Source organism: Enterococcus sp. DIV0755f (assembly GCF_051713725.1).
GTDB lineage: Bacteria > Bacillota > Bacilli > Lactobacillales > Enterococcaceae > Enterococcus_D > Enterococcus_D casseliflavus.
On the sequence record NZ_JBIOQL010000001.1, the window covers coordinates 2735049 to 2748894 of the forward strand.

The following is a 13846-nucleotide window of genomic DNA, read 5'->3' on the forward strand; positions in this document are numbered from 1 at the left end:
TTTTTTATGATTCAAAAAGACGTGCCATCATCAAGACGTCAACTTTTTGCCCCTCGCGGGTTTGCACCGCTTCTTTCATACAGCCTTCTGTTAAAAAACCAAATTTTTGATACAGATGGATCGCCCGTAAATTTCTCGCTTGAACGGTCAACTCGATGCGGGTCAATTCGCCAACTTCTACTACCCAGTCCAGTAATTCTTCAATCAGGAGCGAACCTAAGCCTAAGCCCCAATAGTCTTTTAAAATCGAGATACCGATCTCCCCGACATGGGCTAATTGCCACTCTTCATGGCCTTTGACTGATGCCATGGCGATCAATTGTTCTTGATCAAATGCCAACAACAGCAAATAGTCGTCCCGTTCATAGATAGCGTCCAGCTGTTCTGCCAATAGGGCTTCTGGCAACGCCAAGCCGCTTTCGTCCATCAAGAGAAAATCCGTTTCTTCTCCTAGCTGTTGACTGACTGCTAACACAGCTTTGGCATCAGCACCCGTGGCTTCTTTGATCTGTAATTGGATCTCACTCATGGGCTGCCTGCCATTTTGTTGTGATCCGTTGCAAAAAGGCGGTTGCTTTGGTGCCATATGCATGACATTTCACAAGGCGTTTTTGTTCATCTGTATCATCTTTTTCCAAAATCAGTTCTAAATAATCCTCTGGCAGGGAGGCTTCTAAGAGATTGCCCCATTCGATCACACACAAGCCATCCCCTTCGAAATAATCATCCAGTCCTAAATCTTCTGCACCGTATTCCACCCGATAGACATCCATATGATACAGCGGTAGCCGCCCATTGGTATATTCACGAATGATCGTATAGGTCGGACTTTTGATCAGTTGCTCGATTTCTAGCCCCAAGGCGATGCCTTTCGTCAAGGTTGTTTTGCCAGCACCTAAATCGCCCGTCAATACCAGATTATCCCCTGGCTCGGCTGCCTCTCCAATGATTTTTGCAAATGCTGCGGTTGCTTCTAAGTCGTTAATGGTAAACATAGTCCCCATCCTTTGATCAATCTAATTTACTAGTTGCTAGTATAGCTTGTTTTTCAAGGAATTGTAAAGAAGGAGCTTAGGGAAAATTTCCCGACGATCACTGGATCGTTGCTTTTGCGCACACTTCCTCCTTTGCTGCCCTCAACTTTCCAAGAGCAAAACAAAAAACTGACCCTCAAGGGATCAGTTTTTCATAAGTGCAGCGATTGGCTGCTTATTTTTCCATTAGTGTTTGTGCCGCAGTAATGATTGATAATTTGTAGACATCTTCTTCATTTGAACCACGAGACAAATCAGAGATTGGTTTGTTCAATCCTTGTAAGATTGGTCCAATCGCTTCAAAGTTACCGAAACGTTGGGCGATCTTGTAACCAATGTTTCCTGATTGTAAATCTGGGAAAACAAAGACGGTTGCTTTACCTGCTACTTCAGATTCAGGAGCTTTCAATTGCGCAACTGCTGAGATATACGCAGCATCGAATTGCAATTCTCCATCGATTTGGTATTCTGGTGCCAATTCTTTGGCGATTTTTGTTGCTTCAACAACTTTATCTACTTCTGGTGCTTTCGCAGACCCTTTCGTTGAGAAGCTTAACATAGCAACTTTTGGATCGATTTCAAATAATTCAGCGGTTTTCGCTGAGTCAACAGCGATTTCTGCCAATTCTTGTGCAGTTGGGTTTACATTGATGGCACAGTCTGAGAACAAGTATTTTTCTTGGTCACGACCACGAACCATTAAGAAAGCACCACTTGTACGGCTAATGCCTGGTTTTGTTTTGATGATTTGTAAAGCGGGTCTTACTGTATCACCCGTAGAATGGATCGCTCCTGAAACCATTCCTTCAGTAATGCCCATGTAAGTCAACATTGTACCGAAATAGTTGACATCTTTTAAGATTTCTTCTGCTTGTTCTTTGGTTGCTTTGCCGTTGCGGCGTTCCACAAAAGCTTCAACCATTTCATCCCAACGATCATAATTTTCAGGATCTAAAATTTCAAAGTTTGATACGTTGATTCCGCGAGCTTCCGCTGCTTTTTCGATTTCAACCGGGTTACCGATCAAAACAGGTTCAATTAATTCTTCTGAACGTAAACGGCTAGCAGCACCTAGGATACGAGGATCTGTTGCTTCAGGAAAAACGATTTTGATATGACGACGCACGATTTTAAATTTTAAACTTTCGAATAATTCCACGGGTAAAGACCTCCAGTTTTTTTATACCCTTCCATTGTACAATAATTGCGAAAAAAAGAACAGATAAAAATCCTGTATTAGTCGATTATTTTAAATATCGTTACCTTTTTCACAAGTTTACTCATTCTAAATAACACAGTTTTACAACTGTGTTATTTTTTCTGGCAACGCCCAGGAAATCGGTTCTTCCCCTAACGCCAGCAATGCTTGATTGATCTTAGAAAAAGGCTTCGAACCAAAGAATCCTCGATGCGCTGATAACGGACTTGGATGAGGCGCTGTTATAATAATATGTTTGCTAGTATCTAGCAAAGCGGCTTTCTTTTGGGCGGGTTTGCCCCAAAGCACAAAAATGACCGGTTCTTCTCGTTGATTCAATTTTTCGATGATCGTATCAGTCAGCTGCTCCCAGCCATGCCCGTGATGTGAATAGGCTTGCCCTTCACGTACTGTCAACACGGTATTCAACAATAAGACCCCTTGTTGCGCCCAAGGTACGAGATAACCGTGGGACACAGGTGGAATCCCTAAGTCATCAGCTAATTCTTTGTAAATATTCCGCAACGAAGGCGGTATTTTGACCCCCGGCTGTACGGAAAACGACAGTCCGTGGGCTTGGTGAGGGCCATGATAAGGATCTTGACCTAAGATGACAACTTTTACGTCATGGTATGGTGTCAGTTTTAAGGCTTCATAAATATGATCCATTGCTGGATGGATCGTTTGCTGGGCATATTCTTGTTTCAAGAAAGTCCGCAGTTGTTGGTAGTACGGCTGCTCAAATGATTCCTGCAATTGTTCTTGCCAATCATTGTCCAATAGTCGTTTCATGGCGAATCTCCTTTGTTTTCTTCTAGGATAACAAATCCCTCCCCTTAGAAACAAGAATTACTCTTCGAAAGAAAAAAAATGCGCGATTTATGGTACACTATTTGTAGAAACGATTAAGAAAGGACGCTGACAATGATCAAATTAATTGCTTCTGATATGGATGGTACGCTTTTAAATGCTAGTATGCAGATTTCAGAAGAAAATATCCAAGCAATCAAATATGCCCAATCCAAAGGAATCGAATTTATGGTCGCAACTGGCCGTAACCGCAAAGAGGCTTTGCCGCCGCTGCAAGAAGCCGGGATCGACTGTGCAATGATCACCTTGAATGGTGCCCAAGTCTACGACGAAGCGGGTAATTCATTATTTACTGTGCCGATCAGCCATGATCAAACTCGTTCGTTGATCGACCTACTCAAAGAAAACGACATCTATTTTGAGATCTCCACGAGCAACGGGATCTATTCGGAAAGCCAAACACGTCGGATCGAAAATTTTGCGATCCACACGGCAGAAGCAATGCCCCATTTAACCCATAAGATGGCGATTGCTATGACAGCAGCCCGTTTGGAATTTTTACCGATCAATTATGTCGATGATTTCAGTGAGTTGTTTTCGATCGAAGAATTAGAATTTTTGAAAGTGATCTGCTTCCATCAAGATGGTGCGCGGGTATTGGGTCCTATCACGAAAATCATCGATGGGTACGGCGATCTAGTGGTGACTTCTTCTGGACAAAACAATATTGAGATCAACCACCGAAACGCGCAAAAAGGAATCGCAGTGGCGCATGTCGCTAAGGATCGGATGATCTCACTGGAGGAAGTGATGACGATCGGTGACAACTTAAATGACGTAAGTATGCTGCAACTGGCAGGCGTTAGTTTTGCAATGGGAAATGGCGAGTTAGAGGTAAAAGAAGCCGCGAAGTATTTGACGGACACCAATATTGAGTCTGGTGTCGGCAAAGCGATCGTTCGGGCAATTGATGAAAATCTTTAAATCACGCAGCTTTTTGGGGATACATGAGGAGGCGTAAGTATGTCAGAATTTTTCATCCAAGACAGACAACTTAGCAGAGTCACACGCACCATTGTCAAAGATGAAACAGGCAAATCACTGTTTTTAATGGTGGGCCGTTGGGGAACTAAGGGCGATGCTCTTTCCCTTTACCGCTTGAATGGGCAAATGGTTGCTAGTATCAAACAAATCAGTTTTACTTTTGGTACGCGCTTTGAGATCTACAAAGACTTTGAGAAAGTCGGTACACTGCAGAAAATCTTTAACTGGCCGGGTGATTTCTACTATATCCAGCAGCTTCACTGGGCGGTCCACGGCGATATCTACAATCATCGCTATGGGATCCATCATTTCAATAAAAAGATCATGGAAATGGATAAGGCGACCTTATTGACGGGGGATTATTATGTACTGGATGTCGTTGATGATCGGGATGCACCGGTCTGCATCTGTATCGCTGCCGTCATGGATTACTGGCTGTACAATCGGCAACGCAAGAAAGACCATCCTCTTGAGCTTCGACTAACAAATGGAACCAGCTGAAAAATCAGCTGGTTCTTTTTTGCATATGGTCGTATAGGTGGCCACTGATCTCTCTTTGGGCCACGACTTCAAAGCCATGCTTTTCATAGAGCCGCTTCGCATGGGGATTTGCTCGGTCAACACTCAAGCCGATCACCTCATAGCCATCTCTAGAAGCAATTTTCGGCAACGCTTCTAATAAGGCTGAGCCGACACCTTTGCCGCGAAATTTCTCAGCCACACAGATGGTATCTAAGTACCATTCATTTGGTAAGGTTTCTTCATCGATAAACAGCTTCATGTCTTTACTCAAACCGTACTGTTCCAGCACTTTATCTAGAGGCTGATCGATCGTCGCCTCTTCTTTGTCTGGGTATCCAAAGGCGACCCCAGCAACCTCCCCGTCGATCTCATTGACCAACGCACGGCGAAAGCCGTAACGATAGTCGGGTTCTAGCATGGCATCTGCCAAGATCTCTAAGGTCTTTGCTTCACCGATCTCTTTGACAAACGGCAATTCCATATCCTTTAAAATGACTAAAACGAGTTCAGCCATGACAAAGCGATCTTCTTTTTTTGCAAATCTTATCACGTTTTCTCCTCCTTACTTCTATACATAGAATAACAATTCTCTCAAGAAAAACCAAGTTGAATCGACAAAGGATCCACACAAAGTTTTCCTTATTTATTCATGCAATTCCAACGGCAAGCCGTCTGGATCTTGGAAAAAGGTCATTTTCTTATTCGTAAAGGTATCGAAACGAATCGGTTCACACGCAATTCCTTTGGCGGCTAACTTTGCCACGACTGCTTCAATATTTTCCACCGCAAATGCCAAATGCCGCAAGCCAGCTGCTTCGGGGAAACTTGGTCTTGCTGGTGGGTTTTCCACCACAAACAGTTCTATTTCTGATTCCCCAAAGCGCAGGTCGATTTTTACATCTTTCTTTTCTGGGCGCGCATGTTCACGAATCACTTCAAAGCCTAATTTCTCTACATAAAATTCTTTGGTCTGCTGGTAATCACTGGCGATGATCGCCACATGATGCATTTTTGAAAACATTATTGCCACTCCTTTGTATTGGACTCCTCTCTCAGTGTAAAGCCTTTGGCTGCATTTTACTAGAAAAGACTGCCGAAGTTCTCCTCTTTTCATAAATGGTTTCTGTTATACTAGAAAGCGGAAGGTGATGAAAAAAATGAAACTACTTTATATTTCAATCTCTGGAAATACCCGTGCATTCGTCAACCGCTTGTTGGCCTATGCGGATCAGCAAGACACTCCGAGTACTTGGGAAGCCAAAGAAATTCATGACAACAGTGTGTTTGAACAAGAAGACGAACCTTATGTGGTTTTTGTCCCTACCTATTTAGAAGGTGGAAATGGCGTCGATAACGGCGATCAGGAGATTCTCACAGAAACCATGCGGGAATACATTGACTATGAAAACAACGCAGCTCTTTGCTTAGGCGTGATCGGCAGTGGCAACAAAAACTTCAATTATCAATATTGCTTGACCGCAATGCAATATGCGGAGCAATTTTCGATCCCGTTCTTAGCGGATTTCGAGCTGCGAGGAACGACCCAAGATATTGAACGGATCTATGCTTGTTTGAAAGAAATTGATCCTGCCCACAGCAACACTTAACTTTAGCCAGCATTCATTAGCCATTAGGAGGACTTTTGCATATGGAACCACAAACGATGGTCATTTTGATCATACTCGCCAGCATTCTCATCTTGACCGCACTAGATATCTGGAATCGATACAAAGTACGCCGTTACGTTCGGCTTGCTTGGGGAAAGCTTCCCCGTCAGCCCCGCTTTGATAAAGAAGCGAGTTTGAAAAAGGCTTGGCTGACTGAGAAGAAGTTTCACGATTTTGATAGCGAGGTCGATGACATCACTTGGTATGACTTGGATGGCTTTTCGTTGTTTGAGTCCATTAATCTGACGTTTTCCAGTGTTGGTTCAGAAGCATTGTACCAGCAATTACGCAATTTTCGCTTCAAGACGGACAAACAGCTGACCAAATTGATCGACTTTTTTGCTGCTGACAGTGCCGCACGCGAACAATCCCAATATACGTTTGCTCGTTTAGGAAAACAAGATGATAATTTTTCGAAAGCCTACTTGGCCAATGAAGCTGCGCAATCGATCGGCTCTCTGCCGTTCTTTGTCTTTTTAGGTGTGCTGCCGTTAATCGGCATCTTGCTGCTCCTGCTGGGGTTTGTCCAAGGCATCCTGTTGACGTTGGTTAGTGTCGTTTTCAATACGATCTATTACTCCATCAAAAAAGCCAAGCTGGAAACAGAACTGAACAGCATGCGCTATTTGGTTCAAACGATTGCCTGTGGCAGTCAGATCGCTAAAATCAACACGCCCCTCCAAGATGAGATCAAACAATCCTTGGCACCATTAAAAAAGATCACTCGTTTCGCCTTTTCGTTTCGTGCCAAAAACGGCAGCGAAGGAGACATGTTGTTTGAATACATCAATATCATTTTTATGCTGCCGTTTATTTCCTATCAAACGGTCACTACTACCCTGGCAAAGCACCAACAAGCAGCCATCGATCTGTGGAATTTGGTGGGAAAATTGGAAGTCGCAGCCGCCATTTTAAATTTTCGCACGTATATGCCCATCACTTGCCTACCGACCTTCCAAACAAGCGGAGGTGTACAAGCAACGGGTACGTATCACCCGCTTCTAAGTGAAGCAGTCATGAATGATGTTGCTTGGACCCACAATACCCTCGTGACTGGCTCCAATGCCTCGGGCAAATCGACGTATGTCAAAAGCATCGCCATCAATTGCATCTTGGCACAAACGATCCAGACAGCAGTTGCCGAAACCTTTACGATGGTTCCCGGTCACGTCATTACCTCGATGGCTGTCGAAGATGATTTATTTGAAGGCGACAGCTATTTCGTAGCAGAGATCAAATCCATCAAACGCCTGCTAGACACCGTTGCCACAAACCAGCGCTGCTATTGTTTTGTTGATGAGATTTTAAAAGGAACCAATACGGTGGAACGGATCGCTGCTTCTGCCAGCATCATCCATTGGCTGCGAGCCTACCCATCATTGGCATTTGTCGCCACTCATGATATTGAGCTGACTGAAATATTGAAAAATGACTGCTGCAACATTCATTTTTCTGAACAAGTCACGGAAGATGACGGCATCTCCTTTGATTACAAGGTCAAATCCGGTCCTGCCTTGAGCCGCAATGCAATCGCCCTCTTAAAAGTCATGGGCTACCCTGAAACGATCGTTCAAGACGCCTATGCCGCCGCCAATGATTTTGATCAAAACCGTAAATGGCAGGATTTATAACTTCATACAAACAAAAGCGCCTTATCCTGTGACTAACACTGGGATAAGGCGCTTTTTTACGTTTCAGTTAGTCAAACAAACCAGTCGTTAAACTGTATTGCTCTCCTTGTAACACATCGTATTGGATCAAATTGTAGGCATCATAGATTTCTTGGGCTTCTTGATCCAATGCAAGGGTCGTCTGCCATTGCCCGCCTTGATAGTATTGACCCATTTCAAAAGCTGGCAGCTCATCTTGCAAGGCCAATAACAACTGGTAAAACCCGCTCGTTGGTTGGTCACTGGCTTCTAATAGGTTCGGCGCAAAGTAAAAGGGACTTGTTACAGGTACATCTTCTGGGGCAAAATTTCCTTGCGAATCGACCATCAAAAACTCCGTTTCATGCAGGGCAGCCGTTTCATTTTGCTCCTTGATCTCATCGGCATAAATGCCTGGTAAATGATCCCCCCAAAAGACGACCAGCGTTCGCCGATCCAGCTGCTCTAATTCAGCTACAAAGTTTTTCAACGCTGTACTGCTGTAGGAGATATCCTGCAGGTAGTTTTCCAAAGAAGCCATATTGCCCGGACCGCTTGCTTGGTAATTCAAGGTATCGTATTTACCAGCATACGGCATATGGGTCTGCATCGTCACTAAATGGACAAATTGCGGTTGCTGATCGTTTTCCAACAATGCCAGCACTTCTTTGTAGGCCGCCTCATCAGAAATATAAGGATTATTTTCGATTTTGTCGGTATAGGTCATCGTCTCTTGATCGATAAACTGTTCAAACCCCATCACGCCATAGACATCCTTGCGTTTGTACATCGATGTATCGTAAGGATGGATCGCCGTTGCCGTATACCCGGACTGTTCCAAGAAAGAAACCAAGGATGGCAGTTGCGTCAATTTCGGCACCAGCATCGTGTAAGGCGTCGTCATTTGCGGATTCAATAGGCCCATGGCAAAACCAGTCAACGCTTCAAACTCGATGTTTGCCGTACCGCCTCCATAATTTTGCGAAAGCATTTTTCCACTGATGGTTTGATCGGCGACGTGGTAATAGTCTTTCAACGGATCGCCGGTGATCGACAAGCCATTTAAATGGCTCGGGTCGGAAAAGCTCTCGCTCATCACATAGACGATATTTGGTGCTTCACTTTCACGGTCTTGATTTTTCTCCGCAGCCTGTGCATTGTAGGTGTCCGCAATCGCTTGGATCGCTTCTTTTGAATACCCCTCAGGCTTCGTCATGGCATCTACCCGCAGGTTGTACAAAAACCCACCGATAAATCCCGTATTGTAGTAGTTCATTTTTTGTGAATACGGAATCCAGAGCGCCGTCTGATTGTAGGCTTTGCGTAAAAGGTTGTTGCTGTCATTGAAGTGAGAAACATAGACTAAGCCCAGCGAGCATACGACCAGCACCGCTCCTCGCATCACTTGCAAACGCAGGTTTAATTTGCGGCTGCGATAGATACTCCAGCCGATCGCCCCGATCGCCGCCAGAGCGAAGAGGATGGCTACGAAAAAGGCGCCATTGCCGATCATGGTTCGTAGAAGGTCGAATTGAGTGACCATCTTTAAATCATCGGGATAGATTGGTTCTTGGCGATAGACCATCTTTGTGTGGTTGGCATATCCTAAGATTCCGATGACGACACTATAAAAGACGCCTCCGATCAGTACCGAACCTGCCAAGCTGGAAAACACCCCATACACCAGCAGTAGCACCCCACAAGCCAAGAAAAACTTTGCTGTATGCCACGAAAAGGCAAATTTCAGAGCTAATTCAACGGAAAGATTGTTTTGACACCATTGCAAATATAAATTACTGAAAATGATCAACAGGACGATGGCGATGCCTTTTAATGCGATCTTCAGATAAGGATGGCTATTTATTTTCACGAAGGAACATTCCTCCTTTTCTACACATTCTAGGTACCCTCGTATTTTATGCTTTCGAGGCAAGAAAGTAAAGCCGAGGTAAGAAGCTTTTGTTATTTTTAAAGAAAGCAAGCCTCATAAAAAAAGAGTCTAAGGTTTCTTGCCCCCTAGACTCTTCTTTCTATCCGAATGGAACTCAATCATTGGTTTCGTTTATTTCCAAAAATCATCAAAAATCGTGACTGGCAAGTGGCGTTTGTGTTGCGTTTTGTTCCACCAGTTTTCAATGGTTTGTTGGGCTTCAGCCGAAATTTCCTTGCCTTCTAAATAGTCATCGATGTCGTTGTAGGTCACTCCTAAAGCTGCTTCATCTGCCACTAAAGGTTTGCCATCTTCCAAGTCCGCAGTTGGGACTTTTGTATACAACGCTTCTGGCGCGCCTAAGTATTGCAAGAGTTGACGGCCTTGGCGTTTATTCAAACGAAATAGTGGTAAAATATCGGCTCCGCCATCCCCATACTTCGTAAAGAAGCCGGTGATGTTTTCCGCAGCATGATCTGTTCCCAGAACAGCCCCTGCTTTTTCACCCGCAATGGCATATTGCGTGATCATCCGTTGACGGGCTTTGATATTGCCTTTGTTAAAGTCGGAAACCGCTAACCCTGCTTCTTCCACCGCTTGTACTTGCGCATCGACGGCGGCTTTGATGTTTACCCGCAGCTCAATGTCTGGTTGGATAAACGCTAGCGCTTTTTTGGCATCTTCTTCGTCTGCTTGTTCCCCATAAGGTAAGCGTACCCCTATGAACTGATAGTTAGGATTCCCAGTTTCGCTGCGCATTTCCTCCATCGTCAATTGCGCAAGCCGTCCAGCTAACGTCGAATCTTGTCCACCACTGATCCCCAAGACAAACGTATGCAAGAACGGATTCTTTTGCAGATACGCCTTTAAAAAATCAATACTCTTACGAACTTCTTCTTTCGGGTCGATGGTCGGTAAGACTCCTAATTCTTTGATAATTTCTTGTTGCATGGTCATAGAAACGCCTCCTCTTATTTTTTGAAGCAGCTGACTGATCCTAGGACCAGCGCAGTTGCGGATTACAAAATCGCGCCATTGGTTTGTTTGCGTACTTTTTCAATCGTGCGCATTTTATGATCCCAGCATTCTTGCGAAAGATCGACTGGGTATTTCTGTGGATTCAAGTCACGTTTGTACTCGTCCCAAAGGGAATCCAAGCAATTCGTCGCATAGGCTTTGATGTGTTCTAAGTCAGGCACTTGATACACTTGCTGGCCATCTACAAAGATGTCTTGCAATAATGGTCGCGCATCAAAGTTCGTCACTGTTTTATTGATAAAGGTATGAACAGGATGGAACATGAACAGTTCGTCTTCTGCTTGTGGATTTTCTTCCCATAGCGTGACATAATCGCCTTCTGACTTGCCGTCAGATTTACGGGTGATCCGCCAAACTTGTTTTTTCCCAGGGGTCGAAACCTTTTCAGCATTGCTGGATAATTTGATGGTGTCGATCATTTCTCCCTGCTCATTTTCGATGGCCACCAGTTTATAAACCGCGCCTAATGCCGGTTGATCGTAAGCGGTGATCAGCTTGGTGCCGACACCCCACACATCGATTTTCGCCTTTTGCATTTTCAAGCTTAGAATCGTATTTTCGTCTAGATCATTGGAAGCATAGACTTTGGCTTCCGTGAATCCCGCTTCATCCAGCTGTTCACGGACTTTTTTCGAGATATACGCCATATCGCCGCTGTCGATCCGCACACCTAAGAAATTGATCTTATCCCCCATCTCTTTGGCCACACGAATCGCATTCGGCACACCTAAGCGCAATGTATCATAGGTATCGACTAAGAATACGCAATCTTTGTGGGTTTGGGCATACGCCATAAATGCATCATAGTCATTGCCGTAGGATTGCACGAGGGAATGGGCGTGGGTTCCGCTGGCTGGGATGCCAAAAATCTTCCCTGCCCGCACATTACTCGTCGCATCTGCTCCGCCAATATAAGCCGCTCGGGTCCCCCAAATGGCTGCATCCAATTCTTGTGCCCGCCGTGAACCAAATTCCAACAAGGGATCCGTGCCGATCACGGATTTGATGCGGGCCGCTTTCGTGGCGATCAGTGTTTGGAAATTGACCATATTCAGTAACGCCGTTTCGATCAACTGTGCTTGTGCCAACGGCCCTTCTACTTGAATGATCGGTTCATTGTTGAAGACTAAATCGCCTTCTAACGCAGAACGAACGGTACAAGCAAACTTGAACTCCTTTAGATACTCTAAAAAGGCTTCTGGGTAGCCGCCGATTTCTCGCAAGTAGGCAATATCCGTTTCTGAAAAGGATAAATCGTTCAAATAGTCGATCAATCGTTCCAGACCGGCAAAGATCGCATAGCCGTTTTCAAAAGGCATGTCACGGAAATAGCATTCAAACACCGCATTACGATCGGCTCTGCCTAACTCCCAATAGGTTTGCATCATGTTGATTTGGTAGAGATCGGTGTGCAGCGTCAAGCTGTCATCTTTAAATAATTTCTGCATGTTCTTACTCCCTCTAGCTTACTTCTTCTCATTATAGCAAAAAAAACACAAAAGACAGAAAATCTTGTTTTTTTCAAAAAAAAGTTGGGTTTTTGCTCGTACAAGGCAATCCATCTGAGAACAAATTGCTCAAAAGCATGGGTCAGCCTCCTACTTATTGGCGCATCATTCCTGCGCGCGTATAAGGTCGCCCTTTTGTTCAACGTTTGATTGCTCTTGCAACGTGCATGTCCCAACTTCTTTCAACTACTATTCTTTCACAGGCAATTGAACAAGAATGACATCTTTCCTCGGTTTAGAAAAGGTGATGCCTCTTGCTTCCATTTCTTTACGAATATTAACATTGACGGTCACGTCTTTGCGATCGACCTTCAGCAAACGATGAATCGCTATGTCAACTTCTTCCCGACTGATTTTCTTTTTATTGTTGATCAATACTAAAGAAATCGTATCAAAACTATCCACATAGAGAATCTGCGTCCGATCAAGCGAGTACAATTTATAGTATTTGATCGCTATTTTGTCGAATAGATACTTGGAGATGTTCGGGTAAAAAGTTTCCATATTTAGATTTTGGTTTACTGGGGTTTCAATCAACTTCATGCACAACATCCTCTCTCGAAACTAATTCTGTTAAAATAAAGCGGCCAACACCGCCGTCTTCCGCGCGCTCAATGGTTCGATCACAAACTGCTTTGATCGCTGGGCTGGCATTTGCTACAGCCAAAGAAACATCCACCGCTTCAAACATCGCAAGGTCATTTTCACCATCACCGATCCCGTAGCTTTTGGCAGCGGGAAAAGCTTCTAAAAAGGAACGGATCGCGGCACCTTTGGTCGCCAATGGATCAACGATCTCCAGTGTTTGGACAAAGGATTGAAAAATCGCAGCCGTTTCTGATTGGATCATCGCCCGCAGCCGTTCTCTTTTTTCGTCTGACGCTTCCATCAGTTCGATTTTGATGACCTTTATCTCTGGATGTTCCTTCATAAACTGCAGCACGTCGTCTTTATGAAGACATTCGTTGTAGAAGAACTCGTATTTGTAGTCAGCGATGATTTGTCCTCGCTCCCCTAACTCCGCGAGTAACTGCTTGCGGCTTTCTTGAAACTGCGCTTCATACAAATGCGCTTGTGGGGAAATGATGCCATGGTCAGTATGTAAGAAATAAAAAACCTCTTCTTTTTCTAAGATACCAATCACTTGCGCCAATGTCTTATAGGGCAAGGTATGCGTCAAAACAGGCGCTTCTCCTTTTAACATCAGACCAGCGCCGTTTCCAAAAATCACATCGCAGGAAAGGCCTTCTTCCGCCATCATATCTTGAACAAGCTCAAATCCTCGCCCTGTGACAAACACAAAGTGATCCCCTTGGGCTTGCAAACAACGGATGGCTTCTTTATTGATCTCATGAATCGGGTGCCCCATTTCTTGGAACGTCCCATCAATATCAGAAAAAACTATTTGCATCTTATCTTCCTTTCTTTGTTATAATTATAGCACAT

Annotated in this window: 15 protein-coding genes; 4 read left to right on the forward strand and 11 right to left on the reverse strand. The window is 44.4% G+C overall.

Annotation, left to right across the window (positions count from 1 at the left end; translation table 11 throughout):
- Positions 1 to 4 precede the first annotated feature (4 nt).
- From IGI73_RS12600 to IGI73_RS12615, 4 genes are all read right to left on the reverse strand, one after another.
- Entirely contained in the window at positions 5 to 529 is a 525-nt protein-coding gene (locus IGI73_RS12600) for a GNAT family N-acetyltransferase (RefSeq protein ID WP_010749888.1), read from the reverse strand.
- Positions 522 to 995: a tRNA (adenosine(37)-N6)-threonylcarbamoyltransferase complex ATPase subunit type 1 TsaE gene (gene tsaE, locus IGI73_RS12605; RefSeq protein WP_428206636.1), complete on the reverse strand. Its 474-nt coding sequence runs from the start codon at positions 993 to 995 to the stop codon at positions 522 to 524. Before tsaE ends, IGI73_RS12600 begins: the two co-directional genes overlap by 8 nt.
- 214 nt (positions 996 to 1209) lie before the next feature.
- Complete coding sequence (gene pta / locus IGI73_RS12610; RefSeq protein WP_010749890.1) at positions 1210 to 2193, reverse strand: phosphate acetyltransferase; 984 nt, start codon at positions 2191 to 2193, stop codon at positions 1210 to 1212.
- 141 nt (positions 2194 to 2334) lie between these two features.
- On the reverse strand, positions 2335 to 3024 hold the full coding sequence (locus tag IGI73_RS12615; protein WP_015510245.1) for a uracil-DNA glycosylase: 690 nt from the start codon (positions 3022 to 3024) through the stop codon (positions 2335 to 2337).
- A 132-nt stretch (positions 3025 to 3156) separates the two neighbouring features.
- Between IGI73_RS12615 and IGI73_RS12620 the strand changes: the two genes are divergently transcribed.
- Complete coding sequence (locus tag IGI73_RS12620) at positions 3157 to 4026, forward strand: Cof-type HAD-IIB family hydrolase (RefSeq protein WP_074535475.1); 870 nt, start codon at positions 3157 to 3159, stop codon at positions 4024 to 4026.
- A gap of 39 nt (positions 4027 to 4065) precedes the next feature.
- Entirely contained in the window at positions 4066 to 4587 is a 522-nt protein-coding gene (locus tag IGI73_RS12625; RefSeq protein ID WP_428206637.1) for an LURP-one-related/scramblase family protein, read from the forward strand.
- Positions 4588 to 4591: 4 nt separating this feature from the next.
- Here IGI73_RS12625 and IGI73_RS12630 read toward each other — a convergent pair whose 3' ends face one another.
- Both IGI73_RS12630 and gloA2 read right to left on the reverse strand, forming a co-directional pair.
- Positions 4592 to 5158 carry a GNAT family N-acetyltransferase gene (locus IGI73_RS12630; protein WP_005228513.1) on the reverse strand — a complete coding sequence of 189 codons (567 nt, stop codon included), beginning with the start codon at positions 5156 to 5158 and terminating at the stop codon, positions 4592 to 4594.
- 93 nt (positions 5159 to 5251) lie between these two features.
- Complete coding sequence (gene gloA2, locus IGI73_RS12635; RefSeq protein WP_005228512.1) at positions 5252 to 5629, reverse strand: SMU1112c/YaeR family gloxylase I-like metalloprotein; 378 nt, start codon at positions 5627 to 5629, stop codon at positions 5252 to 5254.
- A 136-nt stretch (positions 5630 to 5765) separates the two neighbouring features.
- On the opposite strand from gloA2, the gene nrdI reads away from it, so the two are divergent.
- Positions 5766 to 6215, forward strand: coding sequence for a class Ib ribonucleoside-diphosphate reductase assembly flavoprotein NrdI (gene nrdI / locus IGI73_RS12640; protein ID WP_081116096.1), 450 nt, complete (start codon positions 5766 to 5768; stop codon positions 6213 to 6215).
- A 41-nt stretch (positions 6216 to 6256) separates the two neighbouring features.
- A complete protein-coding gene (locus IGI73_RS12645; RefSeq protein ID WP_438759237.1) occupies positions 6257 to 7906 on the forward strand; it encodes a MutS-related protein in 1650 nt (549 codons plus the stop codon).
- Between the two features lie 67 nt (positions 7907 to 7973).
- Here IGI73_RS12645 and IGI73_RS12650 read toward each other — a convergent pair whose 3' ends face one another.
- The 5 genes from IGI73_RS12650 to IGI73_RS12670 form a co-directional block, all read right to left on the reverse strand.
- Entirely contained in the window at positions 7974 to 9794 is a 1821-nt protein-coding gene (locus IGI73_RS12650; protein ID WP_438759238.1) for an LTA synthase family protein, read from the reverse strand.
- Positions 9795 to 9986: 192 nt separating this feature from the next.
- Positions 9987 to 10811: an ammonia-dependent NAD(+) synthetase gene (nadE, locus tag IGI73_RS12655; RefSeq protein WP_010749896.1), complete on the reverse strand. Its 825-nt coding sequence runs from the start codon at positions 10809 to 10811 to the stop codon at positions 9987 to 9989.
- Positions 10812 to 10873: 62 nt separating this feature from the next.
- Complete coding sequence (locus IGI73_RS12660; protein WP_005228507.1) at positions 10874 to 12340, reverse strand: nicotinate phosphoribosyltransferase; 1467 nt, start codon at positions 12338 to 12340, stop codon at positions 10874 to 10876.
- 249 nt (positions 12341 to 12589) lie between these two features.
- On the reverse strand, positions 12590 to 12943 hold the full coding sequence (locus IGI73_RS12665; protein ID WP_428206639.1) for a DUF1827 family protein: 354 nt from the start codon (positions 12941 to 12943) through the stop codon (positions 12590 to 12592).
- A complete protein-coding gene (locus IGI73_RS12670) occupies positions 12930 to 13811 on the reverse strand; it encodes an HAD-IIB family hydrolase (protein ID WP_428206640.1) in 882 nt (293 codons plus the stop codon). The genes IGI73_RS12665 and IGI73_RS12670 overlap by 14 nt, the downstream gene beginning before the upstream one ends.
- Between the last annotated feature and the right edge of the window lie 35 nt (positions 13812 to 13846).